The organism is Anoxybacillus suryakundensis (genome assembly GCF_001418025.1).
Taxonomy (GTDB): Bacteria; Bacillota; Bacilli; order Bacillales; family Anoxybacillaceae; genus Anoxybacillus; species Anoxybacillus tengchongensis.
In genome coordinates this window covers 39,538-49,800 of record NZ_LIOK01000019.1, presented here as the reverse complement: position 1 = coordinate 49,800, position 10,263 = coordinate 39,538, and the positions used below count along the sequence as shown (strand labels likewise).

The 10,263-nt window shown below is 38.6% G+C and carries 10 protein-coding genes, 1 rRNA gene and 1 pseudogene; 11 read left to right on the top strand and 1 reads right to left on the bottom strand.

Annotation, left to right across the window (positions count from 1 at the left end; translation table 11 throughout):
- The first annotated feature begins 3 nt into the window (after positions 1-3).
- The 9 genes from rrf to rsmI all read left to right on the top strand — a co-directional run bounded on the left by rrf (position 4) and on the right by rsmI (position 6,422).
- Positions 4-120 (top strand): 5S ribosomal RNA (gene rrf / locus ASC42_RS11625).
- Positions 121-209: 89 nt separating this feature from the next.
- Positions 210-431, top strand: coding sequence for a sigma factor G inhibitor Gin (locus ASC42_RS14385; protein ID WP_342413238.1), 222 nt, complete (start codon positions 210-212; stop codon positions 429-431).
- 81 nt (positions 432-512) lie between these two features.
- Positions 513-1,937, top strand: a complete 1,425-nt coding sequence (locus ASC42_RS11615) for an aminotransferase class I/II-fold pyridoxal phosphate-dependent enzyme (RefSeq protein ID WP_055441886.1) — start codon at positions 513-515, stop codon at positions 1,935-1,937.
- Position 1,938: 1 nt separating this feature from the next.
- Positions 1,939-2,568, top strand: coding sequence for a dTMP kinase (gene tmk, locus ASC42_RS11610; RefSeq protein ID WP_055441885.1), 630 nt, complete (start codon positions 1,939-1,941; stop codon positions 2,566-2,568).
- A gap of 10 nt (positions 2,569-2,578) precedes the next feature.
- Complete coding sequence (holB, locus tag ASC42_RS11605) at positions 2,579-3,577, top strand: DNA polymerase III subunit delta' (RefSeq protein WP_055441884.1); 999 nt, start codon at positions 2,579-2,581, stop codon at positions 3,575-3,577.
- Entirely contained in the window at positions 3,570-4,397 is an 828-nt protein-coding gene (locus ASC42_RS11600; RefSeq protein WP_032101721.1) for a PSP1 domain-containing protein, read from the top strand. Before holB ends, ASC42_RS11600 begins: the two co-directional genes overlap by 8 nt.
- Positions 4,398-4,412: 15 nt before the next feature.
- Entirely contained in the window at positions 4,413-4,760 is a 348-nt protein-coding gene (gene yabA / locus ASC42_RS11595; protein WP_055441883.1) for a DNA replication initiation control protein YabA, read from the top strand.
- Positions 4,761-4,814: 54 nt separating this feature from the next.
- Positions 4,815-5,549: a tRNA1(Val) (adenine(37)-N6)-methyltransferase gene (locus ASC42_RS11590; RefSeq protein ID WP_055441882.1), complete on the top strand. Its 735-nt coding sequence runs from the start codon at positions 4,815-4,817 to the stop codon at positions 5,547-5,549.
- A 6-nt stretch (positions 5,550-5,555) separates the two neighbouring features.
- The gene (gene rsmI / locus ASC42_RS11585; RefSeq protein ID WP_055441881.1) at positions 5,556-6,422 is read left to right on the top strand and encodes a 16S rRNA (cytidine(1402)-2'-O)-methyltransferase; all 867 of its coding nucleotides are present in this window, start codon (positions 5,556-5,558) and stop codon (positions 6,420-6,422) included.
- 33 nt (positions 6,423-6,455) lie between these two features.
- On the opposite strand, the pseudogene ASC42_RS11580 reads toward rsmI, so the two are convergent.
- Positions 6,456-6,739 (bottom strand): annotated as a pseudogene (locus tag ASC42_RS11580) (AbrB/MazE/SpoVT family DNA-binding domain-containing protein).
- A gap of 495 nt (positions 6,740-7,234) precedes the next feature.
- On the opposite strand from ASC42_RS11580, the gene metG reads away from it, so the two are divergent.
- Together metG and ASC42_RS11570 are read left to right on the top strand one after the other, a co-directional pair.
- The gene (gene metG, locus ASC42_RS11575) at positions 7,235-9,184 is read left to right on the top strand and encodes a methionine--tRNA ligase (protein ID WP_055441880.1); all 1,950 of its coding nucleotides are present in this window, start codon (positions 7,235-7,237) and stop codon (positions 9,182-9,184) included.
- A 116-nt stretch (positions 9,185-9,300) separates the two neighbouring features.
- Positions 9,301-10,068 carry a TatD family hydrolase gene (locus ASC42_RS11570; protein WP_055441879.1) on the top strand — a complete coding sequence of 256 codons (768 nt, stop codon included), beginning with the start codon at positions 9,301-9,303 and terminating at the stop codon, positions 10,066-10,068.
- The last annotated feature ends 195 nt before the right edge of the window (positions 10,069-10,263 follow it).

Here is a 10,263-nt window from a genome sequence, read left to right as displayed (position 1 = left end):
TTGCTCGGTGACGATGGCGGAGAGGTCACACCCGTTCCCATCCCGAACACGGAAGTTAAGCTCTCCAGCGCCGATGGTAGTTGGCGGGACACCGCCTGCGAGAGTAGGGCGTTGCCGGGCAAATAGAAAGACCAAGACAATTTAGTCTTGGTCTTTTATCTTTTTTTACCTTCCCGCACCAAATGATCGTTTTTTAAGTATATTGTTATATGAAACTGGGAAAACTGTTAGCGGGAGGTGGAGAACGGATGTCTTATAGTAAAACTTGTATGATATGTAACGAACAAAATAAAAATGGAATTTATATTTTTCATCATTTCATATGTATGGATTGTCATAACGATCTCATTCAAACTGAAACGAATGATGAGAAATATAAATTTTACGTTGATCGGTTGAAAAAAATAGGAGAGAATAAAATATATTCATAACTCAAGGCCCCTACTATGATTAGGGCCTGTTTTATTTTAATATAAATGTATAAAACAACATGAGTGAGGAAGCGGATAAAGATGGATCAGACAAACACACCTTTATATACGCTTTTATGCGAACATGCCTCAAAACAACCTATTTCATTTCATGTGCCAGGGCATAAATATGGAGCTGTGTTTTATGAAGAAGCTCTTTTTTCTTTTGCGCCATTGTTGCATTTAGATGTAACTGAGCTTTCACATTTAGATGATTTACATCATCCAACAGGAGCAATTGAACAAGCGCAACAGTTAGCGGCAAATTTGTACGGGGTAAAACGCACATATTTTTTAGTTAACGGTTCTACGGCTGGTAATTTGGCTATGATTGCAGCCGCGTGTGAAAAAAATAAAAAAGTCATCGTACAACGCAATTGTCATAAATCTATTTTGCATGCGCTACATCTTGTTGGGGCAACACCCATTTTTATTTCCCCAGAGTTTGATGAAGATGTTCAAGTGATGTCTTTTGTGTCTTTTGAAACAATTTGTAATACGTTGCGCGAGCATCCTGATGCTGCTGCACTCATTTTAACAAATCCAAACTATTACGGTATGGCGATTGATTTAACAACAATCGTTCAATTGGCACATTCTTATCGAGTGCCAGTTTTAGTTGATGAGGCACATGGTGCTCATTTTGTGCTCGGAGAACCTTTTCCAAAATCGTCTGTTGAGTGTGGAGCCGACATTGTTGTACAATCGGCCCATAAAACACTTCCAGCAATGACAATGGGATCTTTTCTACACTTTAATAGCGACCTTATTGATGAACGTATGTTGAGATACTTTTTGCAAGTTTTCCAAACGAGTAGCCCGTCTTATCCAATTATGGCTTCGCTCGATTTGGCACGGGCTTATGTAGCGCGACAAACGCGTGAAACGATTGATGAAATAATCGCTCAAATTCAATTATTTAAACAAGAATTGCAGACAATTGAAGCAATTCATGTTGTGGAATCACGACATCCGCTTATCCGAACAGACTTATTAAAGATTACGTTACAAACACGTAGCGCACATTCAGGATATGAGTTACAACAGTTACTAGAAAAAAACGGAATATTTACAGAAATGGCTGATCCGTATAACGTATTACTTGTCTACCCGCTTGCAAAAATGAAACAACTACCAGACGTCGCAAATCGTATAAAGCGTGTGCTGCAATCCATTCGTAGTGAACTAAAAAACGAACGAGTGCAATTCCAGTTACCAAAGCATTGTCAAGCAGTAAGTTACGAATGGACGAAAGGTCGCCAAACAAAAAAAATTTTGCTTCGTGATGCAATCGGGTGTGTTTGCGCTCAAATGGTCGTCCCTTATCCACCTGGGATTCCTATTTTACTTATCGGGGAAATTGTAACAAAGCAGCATATTGAGATCATTCAACATTTGAAGAAAAACAATGCCTATTTTCAAACAGATATAGACGGAGATTACATCGAAGTGTTTCAGGAGGTATGATATGAACTATTTATTTTTTTCATTTGAAGGTCCCGAGGGAGCAGGGAAAACAACAATCGTCCGCATGTTAAAGGATTATTTAACCGAACAACATGTTGATGTTGTGGCGACACGTGAGCCAGGAGGAATCGATATTGCTGAGCAAATTCGTGCGATCATTTTACATCCTCATAATGAACGAATGGATGCGCGAACAGAAGCTTTGCTTTATGCTGCAGCGAGGCGACAACACTTAGTTGAAAAAGTAATTCCTGCGTTGAAAGAAGGAAAGATCGTTCTTTGTGATCGCTTTATTGACAGTTCTCTAGCTTATCAAGGTGTAGCGCGCAGTTTAGGGATAGATGAGATATTAGCTATTAATGCGTTCGCCGTTGAGAATTGGATGCCTATATTAACGATTTATTTTGATATTGACCCAGCGCTTGGATTAGCGCGCATTCGCGAAAATGGATTGCGTGAAGTCAATCGACTTGATTTAGAGAAGCTAGCGTTTCATGAACGAGTACGTGACGGATATATGATGTTATTAGATCGTTTTCCAAATCGTATAAAAAAAGTAGACGCTACGCAGTCTGTAACAAAAGTGTTTGAAGACGTATGGGCACTGATGGAGCCTTTGATTAGAAAGTGAGGGGGTTGTTATGTCTTGGAAAACGCTTGAAACAAATCAACCACATGTAGCAAAAATGATCGTTAACAGCACTAGAAAAGAAAGAGTGGCTCACGCCTATTTATTTGAAGGGCAAAAAGGGACAGGCAAAAAGGAAGCGGCTCTTTTATTTGCTAAACGCCTTTTTTGTTTAGCAAATGTATATGATGAGCCTTGTGAAGCATGTGTCAACTGTCGACGCATTCAATCTGGTAATCATCCAGATGTTCATCTTGTTTCCCCAGATGGAAACTCCATCAAAAAACAACAAATTGAACAGTTACAAGAGGAGTTTACAAAAACGGCTGTTGAATCGAGCCGTAAATTATATATTATTGAACATGCTGATCAAATGACTGTTCAAGCAGCCAATAGTTTATTGAAATTTTTAGAGGAACCGTCAGCGAAAACGGTAGCGATTTTGTTAACAGAGCAGCTTCATCGCATACTTCCGACAATTGTTTCACGTTGCCAAGTGATTTCTTTTCATCCATTGCCAACAGAGCGAATATACGCTTATTTACAACAACAAGGTGTAGCGCGGGGGTTAGCTATATTGGCTGCAAGAGTAACGAACAGTTTGGAAGAAGCACTTCAGCTAAGCCAAGATGATTGGTTTGCACAAGCACGAAAAATAGTGGTACAATTATATGAAGCATTAAACAAGCAATATGTACAAGCGTTGCTTGTCATTCAGCAACATTGGCTCACTCATTTTACAAATAAAGAGCAAATGAATATAGGGTTAGACTTATTATTATATTTATATAAAGACTTGTTATATGTATTACTTGGAGAAGAACAACAAATTGCATATGATGATTGCATGAATGAATTTCAGCAGTCGCGTTTTCTTTATTCTGAAAAGCAAATTGCTCAACATATGAGAGCGATTTTACAGGCAAAAGCGCGGTTGCATACGAATATGAATCCGCAGCTTTTAATGGAACAGTTAGTATTGCAGTTGCGGGAGGGATCTGCGTTTGTATGAAGTTGTAGGCGTTCGTTTTAAAAAAGCAGGAAAGATTTATTATTTCGATCCGGGAGACTTACCAATTTCAAACGGTGACTATGTTATTGTTGAAACGGTTCGTGGTATTGAATTTGGAAAAGTTGTTGTAGCTAAAAAACAAGTCGATGAAAAAGATATTGTTTTACCGTTAAAAAAAGTTATTCGCTTGGCCGATCAAAAAGACAAACTTGTTGTAGAAGAAAATAAAAAAGCAGCAGAAGAAGCGTACGACATTTGTTTGAAAAAAGTAGAAGAACACGGACTAGAGATGAAGCTCGTCGATGTGGAATATACATTTGATCGTAATAAAATCATTTTTTATTTTACTGCTGATGGACGAGTTGATTTTCGTGAACTTGTCAAAGATTTGGCAGCTATTTTTCGTACAAGAATTGAGTTAAGACAAATTGGTGTTCGCGATGAAGCGAAAATGTTAGGTGGTATCGGTCCGTGTGGGCGTATGCTTTGTTGTTCGACGTTTTTAGGCGACTTCGATCCTGTTTCTATAAAAATGGCGAAAGATCAAAATTTATCGTTAAATCCGACAAAAATATCAGGATTATGCGGTCGATTAATGTGCTGTTTAAAATATGAAAACGACGAATATGAGACTGCGAAAGAACAGCTACCTGATTTAGGAGAAATGATTGAAACTCCCCTTGGATTAGGGAAAGTGGTTGGACTAAATATTTTAGAACGAGTGCTACAAGTTGAGTTAGTTGAAAAAGAACGGGTGGTCGAGTATACAATTGACGAATTGATAAAAGAAAAAGTTCTTCCTACTCAAGCCACAGAGTGATGGGGTGGATGGCGCGTGAATAAAAAAGAGATTTTTCAATCTGTAACAAGTATCGAGGAGCAAATTGCTCATTTGTATAAACAGCTAGGGGAGCTGAAAAGTTATCTTGGAGAGCTAATCGAAGAAAATCATCATCTTCAAGTTGAAAATGATCATTTGCGTAGACGTCTCGAACAATTATCTGAGCAAAAAGTGGAACAAGGCAAAAAACAAACGAAGGCAAAATTAGTTGATATCGGTGAAGGATATGACAACTTAGCTCGTCTGTATCAAGAAGGTTTTCACATTTGTAATGTACATTACGGCAGTTTGCGGACCGATGGAGATTGCTTGTTTTGTTTGTCATTTTTAAATAAAAAATAGCCTTTCTGACGAATGGTCTGGAAGGCTATTTTGTTGTAGAAAGAGGGATGAAATATGTTGCGTGAAGACGAACGGCTTGACTATTTGTTAGCAGAAGATATGAAAATTATTCAAAGCCCATCTGTATTTGCGTTTTCACTTGATGCGGTGTTGTTAGCAAATTTTGTATATGTCCCGATTCAAAAAGGTAATTTAGTTGATTTATGCACAGGGAATGGCGTCATCCCGTTGCTATTAAGTAAACGAACAAAAGGAAAAATTATAGGTGTGGAAATTCAAGAAAAGATTTATGACATGGCGAAACGAAGCGTGCAATACAACGAATTAGAAGAGCAAATTGAAATCATTCACGGAGATATTAAACATATGCCGGCTTATGTTGGACATAGCAAATTTGACGTCGTGACGTGTAATCCTCCTTATTTTCCAACGCCAAATGAGGAAGAGATCAATAAAAATGAACATTTTGCTATTGCACGTCATGAAATTTATTGCACGCTAGAGGATGTTATCCGCGTCAGCAGTCAATTGCTCAAACAAGGTGGGAAAGCTGCTTTTGTCCATCGGCCGGAGCGGTTATTAGATATCGTGACATTAATGAGACAATACCGTTTAGAGCCGAAGCGCTTACGTTTTGTTTATCCAAAGGAAGGGAAAGAAGCAAATACCATTTTAATTGAAGGAACGAAAGATGGGAATAGAGGATTGAAAATATTACCACCTCTCGTCGTATATGCACAAAATGGCGAGTACACGAGCGAGTTAAAACATATTTTATATGGGGAATGAGATGATATGAACGAACAAAAAAGTTTTATCGGTGAAGATGAAAAAGGGACTTTATATATTGTCCCGACGCCGATTGGCAATTTAGAGGACATGACGTTACGCGCGATTGAAACGTTACGAACGGTCGATTTCATTGCGGCTGAAGATACACGGCAAACGAAAAAACTGCTGAATCATTTCGACATTCATACGCCGCTTGTGAGTTACCATGAACATAATAAACAAGCGAGAGGGGAGCATATTATTGCCTCTCTTTTGCAAGGCAAACACGTTGCCTTAGTTAGTGATGCAGGGACGCCAACCATTTCTGATCCAGGTCACGAACTTGTTGTTGAAGCGTTACAAGCCCAATGTAAAGTTGTGCCTCTTCCCGGTGCGAATGCAGCCATCACAGCGCTAACGGCTTCTGGACTACCGACAACTCATTTTTATTTTTACGGATTTTTATCCCGTCATAAAAAAGAAAAGAAGAAAGAACTTGAACAATTAAAACATATAAAAGATACGCTTATTTTTTATGAGGCACCGCATCGTCTCCATGAAACGTTAACGATCATGCATCATATATTCGGGAATCGAAAAATGGCTATAGCGCGTGAATTAACAAAAAAATTCGAACAATTTATTCGCGGAACGATTGAAGAAGTGATCCATTGGGCAGAGCATCATGAAGTGCGAGGAGAGTTTTGCCTTCTTGTGGAAGGGAATCATATGCCAGATGAAGAATCAGTATGGTGGGATAATTTAACGATTGTTGAACATGTCAACTATTACATGGAAGCGAAACAATATACTTCGAAAGAAGCAATTAAACAAGTAGCGAAAGATCGACAATTGCCAAAACGGGATATATATGAAGCGTATCATAAGTAAAAAAGTTTCTCTAGAAAAATCTAGAGAAACTTTTTATTTTGATTGTTGAAGAAGGTTTTGAATTTCTTGTAATAATGCTTCTGCGCCTTCTTTGCTTAAAATGATTTTTCCATCAGCAAGTTTAAAGTTGTCATCAGATACTTCCCCAGTAACTAAGCAAGTCATGTTTGGCTTGTATTTTTTCAAAATGATGCGTTCATCATCTACATAAATTTCTAACGCATCTTTTTCTGCGATTCCTAATGTACGGCCAATTCGATTGGAATAACAACACGACCTAATTCATCGACTTTACGAACAATACCTGTTGATTTCATATTCTTTCTCCTCTCCTTTTTTTCATCTTTTTTCGTCAATATTCGACAAAATCTCTATGGATTTATCATAACAACTTTTCCATTAAGCGTCAATCCTTTTATATGCAACAATAAAAAAAAATGTATGTTTTACATGTCGTTGCATATAAAATTCGACAAAATTATAGTTGAAATGACAAAAACCAAATGATTTTACAAGAGATGCATAACAGTTTTTAACTACTTTTCAAGACGATACAAACCTTATTATAAGGATTATTCGACAAAATTCAACATAAATTCGACAAAATCCTCGTTATTTTTTCGACAAAATTCGACACAAGTGAGCTGTTTACCGACAATCTCATGTCGAATAGTTGACAGCGCTCTCTATTTTTATGTATATTTTGGTGAGATAAGAGGAATAGATGTATTGATCAAGAATACAAGTATGTAATCGCTCTCGTCCTTTGGGCGGGAGCGTTTCTACTACACGTGCAACAAGGAGGGGTAAAAGTGACGAAAAAGACGTTTTATATTACTACACCTATTTACTATCCGAGCGATAAATTACATATCGGTCATGCTTATACGACAGTTGCTGGTGATGCAATGGCGCGATATAAACGGATGCGTGGCTACGACGTGATGTATTTAACAGGAACGGATGAACATGGTCAAAAAATTCAGCGAAAAGCGGAAGAAAAAGGGGTTACTCCACAACAGTACGTCGATGAAATTGTTGCAGGGATTAAGGAGCTGTGGAAAAAGCTTGATATTTCTTATGATGATTTTATTCGTACGACGGAACAACGCCATAAACAAGTTGTTGAAAAAATTTTTGCTCGCCTTTTAGAACAAGGGGATATTTATTTAGACGAATATGAGGGATGGTATTGTACCCCGTGTGAATCGTTTTACACCGAGCGACAATTAGTTGAAGGGAATTGTCCAGACTGCGGGCGTTCTGTAGAAAAAGTAAAAGAACAATCGTACTTTTTCCGCATGAGCAAATATGTCGATCGTTTATTAGCGTTTTATGAAGAAAACCCACAATTTATTCAGCCAGAATCGCGGAAAAATGAAATGATCAACAATTTCATCAAACCGGGATTAGAAGACTTAGCTGTGTCACGAACGACGTTTGACTGGGGTATCCCTGTTCCTGGAGATCCGAAGCACGTCATTTATGTATGGATTGATGCGTTGTCAAACTATATTACTGCGTTGGGATATGGAACAGACAGCGATGAAAAATATAAAACGTATTGGCCGGCTGATGTTCACCTCGTTGGCAAGGAGATTGTTCGCTTCCATACAATTTATTGGCCAATTATGTTGATGGCTTTAGATCTTCCGCTTCCGAAAAAAGTGTTTGCACACGGTTGGTTGCTTATGAAAGACGGAAAAATGTCGAAATCGAAAGGAAATGTCGTTGATCCCGTTACGTTAATTGATCGGTATGGATTGGATGCGTTGCGCTATTATTTGCTTCGTGAAGTGCCGTTTGGGTCAGATGGTGTGTTTACACCAGAAGGTTTTGTCGAACGCATTAACTATGATTTAGCGAACGATTTAGGAAACTTGTTAAATCGGACAGTAGCGATGATCGAAAAATATTTTGCCGGTCGCATTCCTGTATATAGCGGCACGCACACATCATTTGACGGACAGCTTGTGCAAACGGCATATGATACGGTAAAACAGTATGAGGAAGCGATGGAACAAATGCAATTTTCCCAAGCTCTAACAGCTATTTGGCAGCTTATTAGTCGCACGAACAAATATATTGATGAAACACAACCATGGGTACTAGCAAAAGACGAAGCTGCACGTGAGCAATTGGCTTCCGTCATGTCACATTTAGCAGAATCTCTCCGCTATGTAGCTGTTTTATTGCAGCCGTTTTTGACGGCAACGCCAAAACAGATGTTTGCTCAACTTGGTATTCAAGATGAACAGCTGATGAGTTGGGATAGTTTACAAACGTTTGGCGCTTCACAACAGGAGCGAACGGTTGCGAAAGGTGCACCACTGTTTCCGCGTTTAGACGTTCAAGAGGAAGTACAATACATTCAATCACAAATGAAAGGGACAGTAGCAAATACAGAAGAAAAACAAGAACAAAGCGAGGAAACAGGTGAAGAAATTACAATTGACGATTTTATGAAAGTAGATTTGCGTGTGGCACAAGTTGTTCACGCTGAGCCGATTCCAAAAGCAGATCGTCTGCTTAAACTGCAACTTGATTTAGGATATGAAAAACGTCAAGTTGTATCGGGCATTGCGAAATATTACAAACCTGAAGATTTGATCGGGAAAAAAGTTATTTGCGTGACAAATTTAAAACCTGTGAAATTGCGCGGAGAGTTATCACAAGGCATGATTTTAGCAGGAGAAAAAGATGGTGTATTATCATTGGCAACAGTGGATGGATCGCTTCCAAACGGAGCAAAAGTAAAGTAAAGAGGTGTTGCAAAGACACCTCTTTGTTTCTGTTTTGTAATGCAATTGTTATATAGCTGTGATTTATGTAACGATATTGTGTGGTAAACTGAACATCGGAAGAAAAGAGGGGTTATATGTTATTTGATACACATGCACATTTAAATGCGACACAATTTAACGAAGATGTTGAACAAGTCATTGAGCGAGCACGTGCAGAAGGTGTGTCACATATTGTCGTTGTCGGTTTTGATCGCCCGACCATTCAGCGGGCAATAGAATTAGCTGAGCGATACTCTTTTATTTATGCAGCTGTCGGATGGCATCCTGTTGATGCAATTCATATGACGGATGAAGATCTCACTATGATTGAACATTTAGCATCACATCCGAAAGTCGTCGCACTTGGTGAAATGGGGTTAGATTATTATTGGGATCAATCACCGAAAGAAGTACAAAAAGAAGTGTTTCGAAAACAAATTCGTTTAGCGAAAAAAGTGAAGCTCCCGATTATTATACATAATCGTGATGCAACTGCTGATATCGTTCATATTTTACGAGAAGAGAACGCAGAGGAAGTCGGAGGCGTGATGCATTGTTTTAGCGGCAGTATAGAAGTAGCACGCCAATGTATAGATATGAATTTTTATATTTCGTTCGGCGGTCCTGTTACGTTTAAAAATGCGAAAAAGCCGAAAGAAGTAGCAAAAGAAATTCCGCTTCATCGGCTACTTATTGAAACGGACTGTCCATATTTAACGCCGCATCCGTTTCGGGGGAAGCGGAACGAACCAAGCTATGTAAAGTATGTTGCTGAAGCGATCGCCGAATTAAAAGGGTTATCTTTTGAAGAAGTTGCTCAAAAAACGTCCGACAACGCCAAGCGATTATTCGGCATTATTTGATAGAGAAACGTGTCGATTGATTGGAAGACTTGTCTAAAGAAAAGATGAAACGTGATCGTTCTACATCTTTTTTCACAAGCATAGAATAAGCTTGTCGACAAGTCTTTCTTCCCTTATGAAAGAATATTTTGAATAATAGATAATAAGCTTCATAGAAAGGGAGGGTCGTCACGGTTATCTATCGGAAAAGGAGGC